Below are 654 nucleotides of genomic sequence, written 5' to 3' on the forward strand. Positions count from 1 at the left end.
CTAAACGTTGCGCGATGTCTTGGCTCTTCTGTTCCAGATCTGATTTACCCAATTCAGGGTACGCAACCAATAGGTTCATGGCGATTGAGTAACGCTGCAGCGTCTCAGTAATCGTGCGACCAAGTAGAACCAGCGGTTGGTTGTTTGATTGGTTGATTTCCAATTTGTTGCCATCAAGACAGATCATTTTTTGCTCGGCAAACTCATTCAACGTTTTCACCACAAGGTCGTTTAAATCTTCCTCTTGGTAGCTTAGGAACAGCTCTTTCTTCAAGAATGGGTAGATTTGCGCAACGTTCTCTTGGATTTTCTCCACGGTGAGATTGCGCTGACGAATAATCATCTGAGCAATCAACGATGGCAGCGCAAACAAGTGAATGATGTTGTTGCGATAGTAAGTCATCAGAATCGATTGACTACGATCCAGAGAAATGATGTCGCCCATACTGTCTGTTTCAATCACAAACTTATCTAACGAGATAGCGTGATCAACCAACTCTTCAGCACTTTCTGTTGGGATGGTTGAAGTGCTTGAGTATGGGTTGTTCTTGAGTAGCTTCAAGTAGCACTCAATCTGATTGATCAGAGAATCACGAGACAGTGCACGTTGACGAGAAGCCAACAAGGCCGTTGCACAAAGCGTTAAGGCGTTTG

1 pseudogene is annotated in these 654 nt (G+C 44.3%); it reads right to left on the reverse strand.

The features are described from left to right. Window positions 1-654 (reverse strand): annotated as a pseudogene (locus tag R7O13_RS27850) (glycerol-3-phosphate 1-O-acyltransferase); the annotation flags it as partial.

This window comes from Vibrio sp. Y176 (assembly GCF_033438945.1).